Consider the following 15,827-nt stretch of genomic DNA (forward strand, 5'->3'; position numbering starts at 1 on the left):
GGTCCAGAAGCTCTGCTTCAGGGTATGGCTGCACAATAAAAGGACACCACAAAGCAAAAGATCGCAGCCTTCGGCATTTCCTACAGGGGCATACATACCTCTGTAGGAGCTGCCGAAGGCTGCGATCCTTTGATCTTGCTTTAACGACGATTAACGCGGCAACTTCAGGTTATTCCACACCGCCAGGCTCGGCTCAGCCTGGTTCAGCGTATAGAAATGCAGCCCTGGAGCGCCACCCTGCAGCAGGCGTTCGCACATCTGGGTGATGACTTGCTCACCAAAGCCTTGAATGCTCTGGGTGTCGTCCCCGTAGGCTTCCAGTTGCTTGCGGATCCAGCGCGGAATTTCCGCACCGCACGCATCGGAAAAACGCGCCAGCTTGCTGTAATTGGTGATCGGCATGATCCCCGGCACGATCGGGATGTTCACGCCCTTGGCCTGCACCCGCTCGACGAAGTAGAAATAACTGTCGGCGTTGAAAAAGTACTGGGTGATCGCACTGTTGGCGCCGGCGTTAGCCTTGCGCACAAAGTTATTGAGATCGTCTTCGAAGTTGCGCGCTTGCGGATGCATCTCCGGGTAAGCAGCGACTTCGATGTGGAAATGATCGCCGGTTTCTTCACGAATGAATTCAACCAGGTCATTGGCGTGACGCATCTCGCCGCTGGCCATGCCCATGCCCGAGGGCAGGTCACCGCGAAGCGCAACGATGCGCGTGATGCCGGCTGCCTTGTACTGGCTCAGCAGGCCGCGCAAATCGTCCTTGCTGTCGCCCACGCAAGACAGATGCGGTGCGGCAGGGACTTTGACTTCGCTTTCAAGCTGCAACACGGTGTTGAGGGTGCGATCACGGGTCGAACCGCCAGCGCCGTAGGTGCAGGAGAAGAAGTCGGGGTTGTAGCTCGCCAGATGACGGGCAGTGGCGATCAGTTTTTCATGCCCAGCATCGGTCTTCGTCGGGAAGAATTCGAAACTGTAGCGACGTTCTTGGGACATGGAGGGGACCTCCAGCGGCAAGTTGCAAGCTTCAAGCTGCAAGTGGGCGGTGCGCCGATTCTCGCGTTTGAAGCTCACAGTTCACTGCTGTGTTAATTACCATGAAGAGACAAGCCCAAGCCCAGGCTGCAAGTAAACACAACCGCCTTTACTTGCAGCTTGAAGCTTGTAGCTCGCAGCTGCTGTCAGTACCGGTAAGCGTGCGGCTTGAACGGGCCTTCGACGGTGACGCCGATGTAGTCAGCCTGTTGCTTGGTCAATTGAGTGACCACGCCACCGAAACCGCGGACCATTTCCAGGGCCACTTCTTCGTCCAGTTTCTTAGGCAGTACTTCAACGGTCAGGCGCTCGGCTTTCTGGGCTGGCGACAGGTCGGCGTACTTCTGGCCGAACAGGAAGATCTGCGCCAGAACCTGGTTGGCGAACGAACCGTCCATGATGCGGCTTGGGTGGCCAGTGGCGTTGCCCAGGTTAACCAGACGGCCTTCGGCCAGCAGAATCAGGTAGTCGTCGTTCTGAGCGTCGAATGCGCCCGGGCCGGTGCGGTGAACCTTGTGAACCTGTGGCTTCACTTCTTCCCATGCCCAGTTCTTGCGCATGAAAGCGGTGTCGATTTCGTTGTCGAAGTGACCGATGTTGCAGACCACAGCGCGCTTCTTCAGGGCTTTGAGCATGTTTGCGTCGCAAACATTGACGTTGCCGGTGGTGGTCACGATCAGGTCGATCTTGCCCAGCAAGGCTTTGTCGATGCTGGCTTCGGTACCGTTGTTGATACCGTCGATGAACGGCGAAACCAGTTCGAAACCGTCCATGCAGGCTTGCATGGCACAGATCGGGTCGACTTCGGACACTTTAACGATCATGCCTTCCTGACGCAGGGACTGGGCCGAGCCCTTGCCCACGTCACCGTAACCGATGACCAGCGCTTGCTTGCCGGACAGCAGGTGGTCGGTACCGCGCTTGATCGCATCGTTCAGGCTGTGACGGCAGCCGTACTTGTTGTCGTTCTTGCTTTTGGTTACCGAGTCGTTGACGTTGATGGCCGGGATTTTCAGCTCGCCCTTGGCCAGCATGTCCAGCAGACGGTGAACGCCGGTGGTGGTTTCTTCGGTGACGCCGTGGACGCGATCCAGCACCTGCGGATACTTCTTGTGCAGCAGCTCGGTCAGGTCGCCGCCATCGTCGAGGATCATGTTGGCATCCCAAGGCTGGCCATCTTTGAGGATGGTTTGCTCCAGGCACCACTCGTACTCTTCTTCAGTCTCGCCCTTCCAGGCAAATACCGGGATGCCGGCAGCGGCGATGGAAGCGGCGGCCTGGTCTTGAGTCGAGAAAATGTTGCAGGACGACCAACGCACTTCGGCACCCAGGGCAACCAGGGTTTCGATCAGCACGGCAGTCTGAATGGTCATGTGGATGCAGCCGAGAATCTTCGCGCCTTTGAGCGGCTGCTCGGCGGCGTATTTGCGGCGCAGGCCCATCAGGGCTGGCATTTCGGATTCGGCGATGATGGTTTCGCGACGGCCCCAGGCAGCCAGGGACATGTCGGCGACTTTGTAATCGTTAAAATCTGCAGGCGTGATAACAGCGCTCATGATGAGCCTCCATTCGTAATGTATGCGAATGGGCGCCGTTGTGCGTTTAGTGTCTGGCCGTCGCCAGTCAACGCCCCATCCGAGCCTGACAGGTCAAACCTGCTGCAGCGCCCCTCGGACAGGTGGCGGGAAAACGGTAGGAGCCGTTTTGAAATCGGCGGTGATTATAGCTTTCTTTATCCGGCTAGTGGCAAGTGACAAGCTACAAGCGGCAAGCAAACGCAGATCGGCTTTTAACTTGCAGCTTGTCGCTTAAAACTTGAAGCTGGGGCTATAACCCTATCGCCCAAACAACTCAACCTCGGAGCCCCCATGAATTTCCACACCCGCAAATGGGTAAAACCTGAAGACCTCAACCCCAACGGCACGCTGTTCGGCGGCAGTCTGTTGCGCTGGATCGACGAAGAAGCGGCGATCTACGCCATCGTCCAGCTGGGCAATCAGCGCGTGGTGACCAAATACATTTCCGAAATCAACTTTGTCAGCGCCTCGCGCCAGGGTGACATCATCGAACTGGGCATCACTGCCACCAAGTTCGGTCATTCCTCGATCACGCTGACTTGCGAAGTGCGCAACAAGATCACCCGCAAGAGCATCCTGACGGTGGAGAAGATGGTTTTCGTGAACCTGGGCGAAGACGGCCTGCCCGCGCCGCACGGCCGGACCGAGATCAGGTACATCAAAGACCAGTTCAAGGATGATGACATCGGCGAGTGATTGCCGCTCTGTGGCGAGGGAGCTTGCTCCCGCCCGGCTGCGAAGCAGTCGTAAGCCGACAGTGAAGTCTGTCTGAAAGAACCCGGCAGGTTTTAGGGCCGCTTCGCGCCCCGAAGGGAGCAAGCTCCCTCGCCACAGGTTTGCTTCGTTTCGCCAGGTAGTGAACAGCCCCGATCCCCACGTGTCGTAGTTAAACGACCCACCCTTGGTTCAGGAGCTTTATGCAGACGCCTCAAGACGGCAAGACCCCGGACCTTTCGGCGCAAGAGCAGCGCGAAGTCGACAAGAACCAGCCACCGCGCGCGGCGGTGCTTCATGAAATCATTCGAACCCAAGGTAATCAGGAACTCGAGCGTAGCGTAGCGGCGCTGTGGTGGTCGGCCCTGGCTGCCGGCCTGACCATGGGGTTGTCACTGATGGGCATGGGGTTGCTCAATTCGCGCCTGCCGGACGGCGAAGGCTTCAAGGTGATTGCCAGTTTCGGTTACTGCGCAGGTTTTCTCGCCGTGATTCTTGCCCGTCAGCAGCTCTTTACCGAGAACACCCTGACCGCCGTACTGCCGATCATGAGCAAGCCTACGCCGGGTAATTTCGCTCGGTTGTTTCGGCTGTGGTCGATCGTGCTGGTGGGTAATCTCTGCGGCACTCTGCTGGTGGCCTATGTGATGCTGCACCTGCCGATTTTTGATACCAAGACCGATCTGGCCTTCCTCGACATCGGGCGCAAGGTCATGGAGAACGACGCGAGCAAAATGTTCGCCAAAGGCATCATCTCTGGCTGGATGATCGCCACCATGGTCTGGATGATCCCGTCCATGGAAAGCGCCAAGATGTGGATCATCATCCTCATCACCTATTTCATGGCCCTGGGAGATTTCACCCACATCGTGGTCGGATCGGTCGAGGTCTCGTACCTGGTGTTTGCCGGCGAGTTGCCGTGGAAGGATTACTGGCTGGTATTCGCAGGACCCACGCTGGTGGGGAACATCATCGGCGGCAGTTTTATCTTCGCACTGATCAGCCATGCACAGATTCGTAGCGAAAGCGGGCCGCCGAAGAAAAGCACGGATCAAACGCCGGATCCACGCCAGCGTAAAGATGAGTGAAGTGAGGTGCATCGCGGTGGTTTCATCGCGAGCAGGCTCGCTTGTATATTTAGATTTGAAGGGGTGGGCGGGAGAAAAACAAGGAGTGTGCCGTGCTTGCGACGGTTCTGGTGTTGGTGGCGGCGCTGTTGCACGCAGCGTGGAATACCCTGATCAAATTCAGTGCGGAGCGGCTGTTGGTGGTGGCCTGCATGGACAGCGTGGCGCTGCTGTTTGTCGCTCTGATGCTGCCCTTCGTGGCGCTACCGCCACTGGATATCTGGCCGTGGATTCTCGCGTCAGCGGTATTCGAGTTGCTCTATCGGTACCTGTTGATCCAGGCCTATCGGGTCGGCGATCTCGGTTTGGTCTATCCGTTGATGCGTGGCCTGTCGCCGCTGGTGGTGCTGGCGCTGACGCTGATCTACGCCGGGGAAGTGCTGACGACTCAGCAGATCTTGGGCATTTTGCTGATTCCGTTCGGCATGTTGTGCCTGCTCTGGCAGGGCGGTGGCGGGGTGCGTCTGCCATGGTCGATGCTGCCGGTGGTGGTGCTGATCGGGTTGTGCATTGGTTGCTACACCTTCATCGATGGCCAGGCGCTACGGCGCTGGTCCCATCCGTTGGACTACCTGGTGTGGGTCACCTTGCTCAGCGCTTGGCCGTTTCCGCTGTTGGCACTGATGAGCAAGCGGCCGGCGTTCATGCTGTTCTGGCGCGAGCAGTGGCGATTGGGGTTGGCGGTCGGGTTCTGCGTGCTGTTCAGCTACGCTCTGGTGCTGTGGGCGATGCAGCTCGGTTCGATTGCCGAAGCGGCGGCGTTGCGCGAGATCAGTGTGATTCTGGTGGTACTGTTTGGGATGCGCTATCTGAAAGAACCTTTCGGCAGACCCCGGCTCTTAGCCTGTGGGCTGGTGCTGATCGGCATGTTGGTGATGAAGTTTTAGCCGCCGCTGATGGAATTCGATTTTCTATAATTTGAAGAAGGGACTGCGTTATGACGGTTGCTCTGTGGTGCATTTTGATTGCGATCTGCTTGCCGTATCTATGCACAGGCGTCGCCAAGTTCAGCGGCGGCAAGTTCGGGCTGAAAGAGAATCACGATCCGCGGGCGTTTCTGGATTCGCTCCAAGGTGTGGCCAGGCGTGCGCATTCGGCGCAGTTGAACAGCTTCGAAGTGACACCGGCGTTTGCGGCGGCGGTGATCGTCGCGCACTTGGCCGGCAATGCCGAACTGGTGACGATCAATGTGCTGTCGGTGTTGTTCATCACCAGTCGGCTGCTCTACATCATTTGCTATCTGGCGGACTGGGCGATTCTGCGGTCGTTGGTGTGGGCCATTGGCATGGGCTTGATCGTCAGTTTCTTTGTGGTGTCGGTTTAAAGAAGATCAAAAGATCGCAGCCTTCGGCAGCGCCTACAGGGATCGATGTTCATCCGCGATATTGCGGTGCACGCGGTCAATGTAGTTGCTGGCGAAGCCTGCGATCTTTGCTTTTAAAGCGAGTCCGCTACCTGCGGCACTTGCGGCAACGCCGCCCCCTTGGGCCAAAGCATCCAGATCTGCCCCTGCTGTTTCATATCACCGGCCAATTGCCCGGCGGCATCCCCGGTGCCCCAGAACAGGTCCGCGCGAACCTCGCCGGCAATTGCGCCGCCGGTGTCTTGGGCGGCCACCGGGCGTACCAGTGCGCTGCCGTCCGGGCGTGTGGTCGATAACCACAACAAGCTGCCGAGTGGAATCACCTTGCGGTCCACCGCCGCGCTATACCCTGCGGTCAGCGGGACATTCAACGAACCGCGGGGCCCTTCGTTACTGTCGGGGTTGCGGGTGAAAAACACGTAGCTGGGGTTGCTGCCGAGCATTTCGGGAATGCGCGTCGGATTAGCCTTGGCCCAAGTGCTGATAGCCCCCATGGTCACGTCTTCTTTTTTCAGCTCACCCTGGTCCACCAGCCAGCGGCCGATGGGCCGATAGGGGTGGCCGTTCTGGTCGGCGTAGCCGATGCGTAACTGACGACCGTCATCAAGACGGATGCGACCCGAGCCCTGGATTTGCAGGAATTGCAGGTTCATCGGGTCGGTCAGCCAGGCAATTACCGGCGCGTTCACACCTTTGGTTTCGATGGTTGCCGCATCATCGTATGGCTTGAGTACGCGACCTTCGAGCCGTCCGCGCAGGCGTTTGCCTTTGAGCTCCGGATAGATGCTGTCCAGCGAGACGATGATCATGTCCTCGGGCACGCCGTACACCGGGATGTTGGCTTCCTCGGTCTGGGTCAGGCTGCCGGGGTACACCGGTTCGTAGTAACCCGTGATCAGCCCGTTGGGGTTGTCATTGGCGGCGCGCAAGCCATAGACGTCGAGGTTCTGTTTTAGAAAGCTGCGGATGTCTTTGGCGGTTGGCTGCACATTGGCGGAAGCCGCACAGGTGCCGCCCCACACCGGATCGGCCTTGAGCCGGGTGCAAGCGCTGCGCCACGAGCCGAAGCCGGCGACGAGGTCGTTGTCGGACACTGCCGGAAGCGCTTCCCAAGTGGCGCTGGAGTAGGTCGCCAGTGCGTGGGTTTTCGGTTTGCTGCTGTCGCCGCCGGTGCAACCTGCCAGTACGGCCACCATCGGAAGGGTCCAGGCCAGATTGTGACGCCATGCCTTGAAACGGCTGTTCATGGAGTAATTCCTTTGCCGGTTGCCTGAGTGCTCCATGCGCTCAAACAACCCGTATTGATAATAGGGCTATTGGTCTTTGCCGGTGACGCGAGGATACTGGCTGCCGTTTCCAGTGACCTGAAGCCACCATGATGCTTAAAAGACTTTCCATTGTATTGCTGGCCTGCCTGAGCTTATCTGCCTGCGGTGGTGTCGATCCGAACTCGCCCCTGGGTCAGCGCAAGGCGATCTTCAAGCAAATGCTCAAGATTGGCGAAGACCTGGGCGGCATGTTGCGCGGACGTATTCCGTTCGATGGCCCGAAATTCGTCGATGGCGCGGTGAAGCTCGACGCGTTGTCCCGTGAGCCGTGGAAACATTTCCCGCAGGTGCGCGAAGAGGATCACACCAGCGCCAAGGACGATGTCTGGCAGAAGCAGGCACGCTTCCAGGAAATGGCCCGCACCCTTGAAGGCGCCACCGGTGAACTGGTGATTGCCAGCAAGGTTCAGCCCTACAAAATCAGCAATCTGGGGCCGGCGGTACAGAAAGTCGAAGATGCCTGCAGTGCATGCCATAAAGAGTTTCGGGATCATTGATTGGCGGCGCTCTCCTGTGGCGAGGGGGCTTGTCCCCGTTCGACTGCGCAGCAGTCGCAATCCAGCTAATGCAATCGACAGATTGATTGCGGTTGCAATTTTGGGGCTGCTTCGCAACCCAACGGGGGCAAGCCCCCTCGCCACAAAAGTGCCTTGTTCAAGCCAGACTATTTATCCAGTTCATCCAGTGCTTCCTGCAACTCCTTGCGCGATTGAGCCAGTTTCTCTTTGCGCTTGTTGATTCTCTCGGCATCGCCTTTTTTCATCGCCTTCTCGAGGTCGGCCTGACGCGTGCTGACTTCGTGTTTGGCGTCGAGCACCCTGTTTTCCCGTTCCTTCTTCAAGGAAGCGTCGGTGCAATGGGCAGTGACTTCGCTCAGGGCAGTTTCCAGGCCAGCCTGTTGATCGGCGTTGCCGCGGGACTTGGCCAGTTCGATCTGGTTAATGATGCCTTGTTTTTTGGCGGCGCAACCGGTCAGGCCGGGGGCGTCTTCGGCGGCCATCAATGGAGCGGCCATCACGCTGCACAGGGTCAACAAGGCAAGCGGTGAAAGAAGTTTCATAAAAGCTCCAGGTGAAAAATTCGATATGGCAATGGGCTGTTTGAGCGCATCGGTCCTGTGGGGTTCCCGGTTCTCAGGCAGGGCTGACGTCTAGAAACCGTCAATCCCGGCAGTACGTAAAGCTTCACTCAAGGCCAGGACCTGCGGATCGCGGAAAAATGCGCTCAATTGTGCTGCGCGCCCCGGGCCGATGCCGTCTTCGGCCTGCCATTGTTCGGTGTTCCGTTGCGCCAGTGCCTGCCAGGAGCCAGCGAGGCGCGCCTGACCGATGGGTGGCAAACCCAAGGCTTTGAGCCAGCGAGCGAAAGGACGTTGCCGGGCACTGTTAAAACTATTCCAAAGACGAGTACTGCTGCGCTCGCCGAAGCCGTCAATCTTAGCAAGCTCTTGCTCATCAAGGGTCAACCAATCGACCAGGCTGTCGAGGCGTTCGGCCTTGAGCAGTTTCTCCCAGGTGCCCGGCCCGACATGAGGCAAGGCCAGCCCCTGTTTGCCACTGAGCCAGCTCAGGCGTGCGAGGAATTGGCTTTCGCATCCGGGTGTGGGCTGCCAGCAGCTTAAAGAATGAAAGTCGGCCGTCAGCGGTATGTTCAGTTCCGGGCGTTCGGTGCTGCGCAATACGACCCCATCGAGCCTGGGAATGGTCAGCCCCGCCAGACTGATGGCAACCTGATCGCCCGGGCGAATATCCAGCGCTTCCCAGCGTTGCAGGGAGCTGACACTGACGCGCCTGATCTGCCGGTCATCGAGCATTACCGGTACCAGTTCCAGCACCGGTGTGATGCGGCCGGTTCGTCCGATTTTGAAGTGGACTTTACGTACCTCGGCCAGCGCCTGGGCAAAAGGGTATTTCCAGGCGACGCTCCAGTAAGGCGTTTTCGCCTGCCAGCGCTCGGCCGGTGGGCGCTGGTCCTGGCGCAGCACGACTCCATCGCTGGCAAAGGGCAGCGGCGAGCGATACCAGTGCTTGCGCCAGCGTTCGGCATCGGCGAAGGCCTTGATCGGCTGACTGTAGGGAGCGGTACTCGGGAACCCCAACTTGTCCAGAGCTGCCGCCCGGTCGGGCAGGCTTTTCGGGCCCTGCGGCCAGTCCCAGACAAACAACCCAATTCCGGCGGCCTGCTCGGTGCTCAGCGCCTTGCGTGCCATCAACCCGGCCACCGTGGCGCGGGCATTGAGGCTGCCGGCCTCGGCTTGTACGTGTTCGGTCAGGCGCCAATAGAGTTCGCCTTGCACCAGCAAGTCCAGCGACTGCGTAAGTTTTTCAGGGATGACGGCGATCTGGCGTGCCGCGGCTGTCCAGTCCTGGCCTTTTACCCCGTCCCCACGACTGATCGCCCGGTGCAGCCAGCCGTTGCGGTAAATCAGCGTCACCGCCACGCCGTCAACCTTGGGCTGAATCCACACCTCGCCCCGATCTTTCAGCCAGGCTTCGACGGCGCGCCCATCGCGCAGTTTTTCCAGGCCGGTATGGGCGACGGGGTGAGCAATTGTGCCGCCGGCGGTACGCAATGGTTCTGGGGAGGGGCCTGAATCAAAACACTCACGCCATTCGGTCAGTCGCGTCCGGGACTGGTCATAGAGCTCATCGGCGATCAGCGATTGGCCTTCACGGTGGTAGCTGTCGTCCCAGCGATCGATTTGCAGTTGCAGGGTGGTGATTTCGTCCTGTGCGCGGGCGGGCGGCCAATCGGGGCATTCGGTGGCAGTGGCGGTCTGGCTGGCGAGGGTCAGCAGGAAAGCAAAAAACAGGCGCAGGTTGGGCAGCATCGAGAGCATCCTTGCTCAGTGGGGATGCTTTCAAGGCTAGTCAGTTTTCGGGTGTGGGTTGCGAGGGTGTAATTCTGCGTGTTTCGAAGTGCGATCTTTTGATCTTCCCCATGAAAAAGCCCCGCACGGCGAACCGTGCGGGGCTTTGGGTACCGCGGAAAAAGTCTTACAGGCCAGCAGCGACACGCAGGTCGTCGGCGCGATCGGTTTTTTCCCAGGTGAAAGTGGTGAACGTATCGTCGCCCACAGTCTTGGTGCCCGGGGTGCGACCGAAGTGGCCGTACGCAGCGGTTTCCTGGTACATCGGGTGCAGCAGGTCGAGCATGGTGGTGATTGCGTATGGACGCAGGTCGAACACTTCGCGAACCAGTTTGACGATCTTGTCGTCACTGATTTTGCCGGTGCCGAAGGTGTTCAACGAAATCGACGTAGGTTGTGCAACGCCGATCGCGTAGGAAACCTGAATCTCGCAACGCTCGGCCAGGCCGGCAGCCACGATGTTCTTGGCCACGTAACGACCGGCGTAGGCCGCCGAACGGTCAACTTTCGATGGATCCTTGCCGGAGAACGCGCCGCCGCCGTGACGGGCCATGCCGCCATAGCTGTCGACGATGATCTTGCGGCCGGTCAGGCCGCAGTCGCCCACCGGGCCACCGATGATGAATTGGCCGGTCGGGTTGATGTGGAACTGGGTGTCCTTGGACAGCAGCTCGGCAGGCAGTACGTGCTTGACGATCAGCTCCATCACGCCTTCGCGCAGGTCTTTGTAGGACACGTCAGGGTTGTGCTGGGTCGACAGTACAACTGCGTCGATACCGACAACCTTGCCGCCTTCGTAACGGCAAGTCACTTGCGACTTGGCATCCGGGCGCAGCCAAGGCAGCAGGCCGGATTTACGGGCTTCAGCCTGACGTTGAACCAATTGGTGCGAGAAGGTGATCGGTGCTGGCATCAGCACGTCGGTTTCGTTGCTGGCGTAACCGAACATCAGGCCCTGGTCGCCGGCGCCCTGATCTTCAGGCTTGGCACGGTCAACGCCCTGGTTGATGTCGGGGGACTGCTTGCCGATGATGTTCATCACGCCGCAAGTGGCACCGTCGAAGCCGACATTGGAGCTGTTGTAGCCGATGTCGAGAATCACGTTACGGACGATGTCTTCCAGATCGACCCAGGCCGACGTGGTGACTTCACCTGCGATGATTGCCACGCCGGTTTTGACCAGGGTCTCGCACGCTACACGGGCGAATTTGTCTTCAGCAATGATGGCGTCCAGCACCGCATCGGAAATCTGGTCGGCGATTTTATCCGGATGCCCTTCAGACACGGACTCGGAGGTGAAGAGGGAGTATTCGCTCATCTCGATTTTTTCCTGAATTTACCGATGGTGAGTGTCGCCAGTCGGTCGCTGAAAATGGCGGACCTGAATCTGGAAACCATTACGTAAGCCTACATAGAGGCTTTCCCCGGGAACGAGTCCCGCAGCGGTGGCCCAACGGGCCAGATCGTCCTGTTCAAACCCCAACCACAGATCACCGCAGGCCTCCCTGGCCCAACTCTGGTTGTGGCTACATAACTCTGTCACGAGCAGGCTTCCGCCCGGTTGCAGCAGGTCGGCCATGCGCTTGAGGGCTTCGGCCGGCGCGGCAAAATGGTGCAGCACCATGTTCAGTACAACGCAATCAGCCTTGAGGCTTACACCGTTCAATGCATCGGCCAGTTGCAGGCTGACGTTAGCCAGCATTTCACGTTCGCAGACCTGGCGAGCCAGATCGAGCATCGCCGGGCTGTTGTCCAGCGCTGTGACTTGAACGAAACGATGCGCCAGCTCCGGCAGAAAACCGCCATCGCCGGGGCCCACTTCGATGGCTGTGGCGCCCGGGTCGAAGCTCAGCTTGTCGAGCAGTGCCACCACGCTTTCGCGGTATTGCGCCAGGCCGGCGATCAAGTCTTGCTGGGCACGAAACTTCTCTGCGACCCGTGAGAAAAAATCCTGGCTGGCCGCTGCTCGTTGCCCATGGACCTGACCGATCCGCGCCTGCACATCGGCAGGCAGGGTCAGGTTGTCCACTTCTTCCAGCAACGCGGCATGCAGCTTGCCGCCCAGCAGATCGGTGTGGGGCAGCGCACGACGATAGAAAATCGCATTGCCTTCACGGCGGGTCGCCACCAGGTCGGCCTGGGCCAACACTTTGAGGTGATGACTCATGCCGGACTGACCGATGCCGAAGATCTGTGCCAGTTCCAGTACGCCAAACGAATCGTTGGCCAGCGCGCGCAATACATTCAGTCGCAGAGGATCACCACCGGCCTTGCACAGGGCCGCCAGTTCATCGCAATCGTCATGTTGAATGGAAGGCACGCGTAAATTCATAAGGCCAGCAGTCTAGTGAGGGTCAGAAATCATCGCAAGGGCAATATCAAAAAGTTTTGATATTGCTCGATAGATGGCGCTTTTCCGCGTTAGGTTCAGTCAGCAAACGAACAGCGGAAAGGTTTCACCAGTCGAATACGCTGTTATCCATTGGAAAAACGCCTTCGGATGACTATCTGTCATTGCCCCGAAGGCGGTCGGTGAGGGAAAATGCTCGCCTTTTTTCCGTTTCGTTTTATTAACTCAATATCCGCAGGAGAACAGCGATGCCCAGCCGTCGTGAGCGTGCCAACGCCATTCGTGCCCTCAGCATGGATGCCGTGCAAAAAGCCAACAGCGGCCATCCCGGTGCCCCTATGGGTATGGCGGATATCGCCGAAGTACTTTGGCGTGACTACCTCAAGCACAACCCGAGCAATCCATCGTTCGCCGACCGTGACCGCTTCGTGCTGTCCAACGGTCACGGTTCGATGTTGATCTACTCGCTGCTGCACCTCACCGGCTATGACCTGTCGATCGATGACCTGAAAAACTTCCGCCAGCTGCACAGCCGCACTCCGGGTCACCCGGAATACGGCTACACCCCGGGCGTCGAAACCACCACCGGTCCACTGGGGCAAGGCCTGGCCAACGCCGTAGGTTTCGCCCTGGCAGAAAAAGTCCTGGCGGCGCAGTTCAACCGTCCCGGCCATAACGTCGTCGATCACCACACCTACGTATTCCTGGGTGATGGCTGCATGATGGAAGGCATTTCCCACGAAGTCAGTTCCCTGGCTGGCACCTTGGGCCTGGGTAAGCTGATCGCCTTCTACGATGACAACGGCATTTCCATCGACGGCGAAGTCGAAGGCTGGTTCACCGACGACACGCCGAAGCGTTTCGAGTCCTATAACTGGCAGGTGATCCGCAACGTCGACGGTCATGATCCGGAAGAAATCAAGATCGCCATCGATACGGCGCGCAAAAGCGAGCAGCCGACGCTGATCTGCTGCAAGACCACCATCGGTTTCGGTTCGCCGAACAAGCAGGGCAAGGAAGACTGCCACGGTGCCCCGTTGGGTGATGCGGAAATCGCTCTGACCCGTGAAGCACTGAAGTGGAACCACGGCCCGTTCGAAATCCCGGCCAATATTTATGCCGAGTGGGACGCCAGGGAATCCGGTCGCGCTGCCGAAGCTGAGTGGGATCAGCGTTTCGCTGCTTACTCCGCGGCCTTCCCGGAGCTGGCCAACGAACTTATTCGTCGTCTGAGCGGTGACCTGCCGGAAGACTTCGCGGAAAAAGCAGCTGCTTACATTGCTGAAGTCGCGGCCAAGGGCGAAACCATCGCCAGCCGTAAAGCCAGCCAGAACGCCTTGAACGCGTTCGGCCCGCTGTTGCCGGAACTGCTGGGCGGTTCGGCTGACCTGGCCGGTTCCAACCTGACCTTGTGGAAAGGTTGCAAAGGCGTCACCGCCGAAGACGCCAGCGGTAACTACATGTACTACGGCGTTCGCGAGTTCGGCATGAGCGCGATCATGAACGGCGTGGCCCTGCACGGCGGCCTGGTGCCGTACGGCGCGACCTTCCTGATGTTCATGGAATACGCCCGCAACGCGGTGCGCATGTCGGCGCTGATGAAGAAACGCATCATCTATGTGTTCACCCACGACTCCATCGGTCTGGGCGAAGACGGCCCGACTCACCAGCCGATCGAGCAACTGGCCAGCCTGCGTTGCACGCCGAACCTCGATACTTGGCGTCCAGCCGATGCCGTTGAATCGGCAGTGGCCTGGAAATGCGCACTGGAGCGTGACGAGGGTCCGTCGGCACTGATCTTCTCCCGTCAGAACCTGCAGCACCAAACCCGTGATGCCGTGCAGATCGAGTGCATCAATCGCGGTGGCTACGTGCTGAAAGACTGCGCAGGCGAGCCTGAGCTGATCCTGATCGCCACCGGTTCGGAAGTCGGCCTGGCCGTTCAAGCCTTCGACAAACTGACCGAGCAAGGCCGCAAGGTGCGTGTTGTTTCGATGCCGTGCACCAGCGTCTTCGAAGCCCAGGACGCCAGCTACAAGCAAGCTGTTCTGCCATTGCAGGTCAGCGCGCGTATCGCCATCGAGGCCGCTCACGCGGACTACTGGTACAAGTACGTGGGCCTGGAAGGCCGTGTGATCGGCATGACCACCTACGGCGAGTCGGCGCCTGCGCCTGCGTTGTTCGAAGAGTTCGGCTTCACCCTGGAAAACATCCTGGGTCAGGCTGAAGAGCTGCTGGAAGACTAAGTCCAGGTGATGTATTGCCTGTTCTGACGCTATCGCGGGCAAGCCCGCTCCCACAGGGATTTACACCGTCCATGTGGGAGCGGGCTTGCCCGCGATGGCAATAGAACATTCAACGCAACACTGACGGATTCACCACGGTAATCGAGAACCCCATGCCTCAACCGCGTCCTTACAAAGTTGCACTCAACGGCTACGGCCGGATTGGTCGTTGCGTCTTGCGTGCGTTGTTTGAGCGAGGCTCGACGGCAGGGTTTGAAATTGTCGCAATCAATGATCTGGCCGACATGGCCAGCATTGAATACCTGACACGCTTCGACTCCACACACGGGCGGTTTCCCGGTGAGGTGAGGGTCGAGGGCGATTGTCTGCATATTAAAGGCGACTGCGTGAAGGTCCTGCGCAGTGCCACCCCCGAAGGCATCGATTGGGCGTCACTGGGCGTCGATCTGGTGCTGGAGTGTTCCGGCGCTTATCACACGCGTGCCGATGGCCAGCGGTTCCTCGACGCCGGTGCGCCGCGGGTGCTGTTTTCCCAGCCGATGGCCAGCGAGGCGGATGTCGACGCCACCATCGTCTATGGCGTGAACCAGGATTGCCTGACCGGCGACGAACTGCTGGTGTCCAACGCCTCCTGCACCACCAATTGCGGCGTGCCTTTATTGCGCTTGCTGGACCAGGCGATTGGTCTGGAATACGTGTCGATCACCACCATCCACTCGGCGATGAACGATCAGCCAGTGATCGACGCTTATCACCACGAAGACCTGCGCCGTACACGTTCGGCGTTCCAGTCAGTGATTCCGGTGTCCACTGGTCTGGCGCGAGGCATTGAACGCCTGCTGCCGGAACTTGCCGGACGAATTCAGGCCAAAGCTGTGCGGGTGCCGACGGTTAACGTGTCCTGCCTCGACATTACGATGCAGACCGTAAGCGATACCGACGCCACCGAGGTCAACCGGATTCTGCGTGAGGCCGCCACCCATGGCCCGCTCAAGGGCTTATTGGCCTACACCGAGTTGCCTCACGCCAGTTGTGATTTCAATCATGACCCACATTCGGCCATCGTCGATGCCAGTCAGACCCGCGTTTCCGGCCCACGGTTGGTGAACATCCTGGCCTGGTTCGACAACGAATGGGGTTTTGCCAATCGAATGCTGGACGTTGCAGAACACTATTTGCAAACAGCTGCACCACAATCAAAAACTGCTCTCTAAAACA

General features: G+C 59.0%; 14 protein-coding genes and 1 riboswitch. Of the genes, 7 read left to right on the plus strand and 7 right to left on the minus strand.

Annotated elements, in window-relative coordinates:
- Positions 1 to 150: 150 nt before the first annotated feature.
- Both metF and ahcY read right to left on the minus strand, forming a co-directional pair.
- Complete coding sequence (metF, locus tag FHW68_RS14285; RefSeq protein WP_095633730.1) at positions 151 to 996, minus strand: methylenetetrahydrofolate reductase [NAD(P)H]; 846 nt, start codon at positions 994 to 996, stop codon at positions 151 to 153.
- A 185-nt stretch (positions 997 to 1,181) separates the two neighbouring features.
- Positions 1,182 to 2,591, minus strand: coding sequence for an adenosylhomocysteinase (ahcY, locus tag FHW68_RS14290; RefSeq protein WP_095633729.1), 1,410 nt, complete (start codon positions 2,589 to 2,591; stop codon positions 1,182 to 1,184).
- 23 nt (positions 2,592 to 2,614) lie between these two features.
- Positions 2,615 to 2,713: riboswitch (S-adenosyl-L-homocysteine riboswitch) on the minus strand.
- A 190-nt stretch (positions 2,714 to 2,903) separates the two neighbouring features.
- Between ahcY and FHW68_RS14295 the strand changes: the two genes are divergently transcribed.
- From FHW68_RS14295 to FHW68_RS14310, 4 genes are all read left to right on the plus strand, one after another.
- Positions 2,904 to 3,308, plus strand: a complete 405-nt coding sequence (locus FHW68_RS14295; protein WP_183680922.1) for a hotdog domain-containing protein — start codon at positions 2,904 to 2,906, stop codon at positions 3,306 to 3,308.
- 221 nt (positions 3,309 to 3,529) lie between these two features.
- On the plus strand, positions 3,530 to 4,414 hold the full coding sequence (locus FHW68_RS14300; protein ID WP_183680924.1) for a formate/nitrite transporter family protein: 885 nt from the start codon (positions 3,530 to 3,532) through the stop codon (positions 4,412 to 4,414).
- A 92-nt stretch (positions 4,415 to 4,506) separates the two neighbouring features.
- Entirely contained in the window at positions 4,507 to 5,340 is an 834-nt protein-coding gene (locus FHW68_RS14305; protein WP_095633726.1) for an EamA family transporter, read from the plus strand.
- A gap of 50 nt (positions 5,341 to 5,390) precedes the next feature.
- A complete protein-coding gene (locus tag FHW68_RS14310; protein ID WP_095633725.1) occupies positions 5,391 to 5,777 on the plus strand; it encodes an MAPEG family protein in 387 nt (128 codons plus the stop codon).
- A gap of 113 nt (positions 5,778 to 5,890) precedes the next feature.
- Here FHW68_RS14310 and FHW68_RS14315 read toward each other — a convergent pair whose 3' ends face one another.
- The gene (locus tag FHW68_RS14315; RefSeq protein WP_183680925.1) at positions 5,891 to 7,063 is read right to left on the minus strand and encodes a murein transglycosylase A; all 1,173 of its coding nucleotides are present in this window, start codon (positions 7,061 to 7,063) and stop codon (positions 5,891 to 5,893) included.
- A 128-nt stretch (positions 7,064 to 7,191) separates the two neighbouring features.
- Between FHW68_RS14315 and FHW68_RS14320 the strand changes: the two genes are divergently transcribed.
- Positions 7,192 to 7,641, plus strand: a complete 450-nt coding sequence (locus tag FHW68_RS14320) for a cytochrome c (RefSeq protein ID WP_183680927.1) — start codon at positions 7,192 to 7,194, stop codon at positions 7,639 to 7,641.
- A 167-nt stretch (positions 7,642 to 7,808) separates the two neighbouring features.
- Here the strand turns inward: FHW68_RS14320 and FHW68_RS14325 are convergent, their stop codons facing one another.
- The 4 genes from FHW68_RS14325 to FHW68_RS14340 all read right to left on the minus strand — a co-directional run bounded on the left by FHW68_RS14325 (position 7,809) and on the right by FHW68_RS14340 (position 12,345).
- Positions 7,809 to 8,204 carry a DUF1090 domain-containing protein gene (locus FHW68_RS14325; protein WP_095633722.1) on the minus strand — a complete coding sequence of 132 codons (396 nt, stop codon included), beginning with the start codon at positions 8,202 to 8,204 and terminating at the stop codon, positions 7,809 to 7,811.
- Positions 8,205 to 8,294: 90 nt separating this feature from the next.
- The gene (gene ligB / locus FHW68_RS14330; protein ID WP_183680929.1) at positions 8,295 to 9,974 is read right to left on the minus strand and encodes an NAD-dependent DNA ligase LigB; all 1,680 of its coding nucleotides are present in this window, start codon (positions 9,972 to 9,974) and stop codon (positions 8,295 to 8,297) included.
- 166 nt (positions 9,975 to 10,140) lie between these two features.
- Positions 10,141 to 11,331, minus strand: coding sequence for a methionine adenosyltransferase (gene metK, locus FHW68_RS14335; protein ID WP_183680931.1), 1,191 nt, complete (start codon positions 11,329 to 11,331; stop codon positions 10,141 to 10,143).
- A gap of 18 nt (positions 11,332 to 11,349) precedes the next feature.
- Positions 11,350 to 12,345 (minus strand): metalloregulator ArsR/SmtB family transcription factor, encoded by a 996-nt coding sequence (locus FHW68_RS14340; RefSeq protein WP_183680934.1) that lies wholly within the window; start codon positions 12,343 to 12,345, stop codon positions 11,350 to 11,352.
- A gap of 266 nt (positions 12,346 to 12,611) precedes the next feature.
- Between FHW68_RS14340 and tkt the strand changes: the two genes are divergently transcribed.
- A complete protein-coding gene (gene tkt / locus FHW68_RS14345; RefSeq protein WP_095633718.1) occupies positions 12,612 to 14,609 on the plus strand; it encodes a transketolase in 1,998 nt (665 codons plus the stop codon).
- A 152-nt stretch (positions 14,610 to 14,761) separates the two neighbouring features.
- Positions 14,762 to 15,823: an erythrose-4-phosphate dehydrogenase gene (gene epd / locus FHW68_RS14350; protein WP_183680936.1), complete on the plus strand. Its 1,062-nt coding sequence runs from the start codon at positions 14,762 to 14,764 to the stop codon at positions 15,821 to 15,823.
- Positions 15,824 to 15,827: the final 4 nt, after the last annotated feature.

Origin of the sequence: Pseudomonas sp. Tn43, from assembly GCF_014192635.1 — a bacterium.
Classification (GTDB): domain Bacteria; phylum Pseudomonadota; class Gammaproteobacteria; order Pseudomonadales; family Pseudomonadaceae; genus Aquipseudomonas.